The sequence below is a fragment of the Corallococcus sp. RDP092CA genome (assembly GCF_041903675.1).
Classification (GTDB): domain Bacteria; phylum Myxococcota; class Myxococcia; order Myxococcales; family Myxococcaceae; genus Corallococcus.
The window spans coordinates 1-261 of record NZ_JAYESI010000165.1; the positions used below are offsets into that span (position 1 = coordinate 1).

1 protein-coding gene is annotated in these 261 nt (G+C 69.3%); it reads right to left on the reverse strand.

What is annotated here, in order from left to right; all coding sequences use genetic code 11:
- The coding region (locus U8525_RS34625; protein WP_374270997.1) for a transposase at positions 1-261 on the reverse strand (261 nt) is incomplete at both ends.

Genomic DNA, 261 nt, shown 5'->3' on the forward strand with positions numbered 1-261 from the left:
CGGGCAGGTCCGCCTCGATGGCATACACCTCCGCCATGAGCCGCAGCACTTCTTCGCACGCTGGCGCGAATTGCTTCGCCTCGAAGAATTTGCGGCGCACGTGCGCCCAGCAGAAGGCCAGCGTCGCTGGGGCAGGCCCGTCCGGGCCCGACTTCGTCGCCGTCTGGTATGCCGCGTACCCATCCACCAGGACGACTCCGGCGTAGTCACCCAGCACCGTCCTGGCCGTCGCGCCGGAGCGGCTGGGGAGGATGCGGTGGA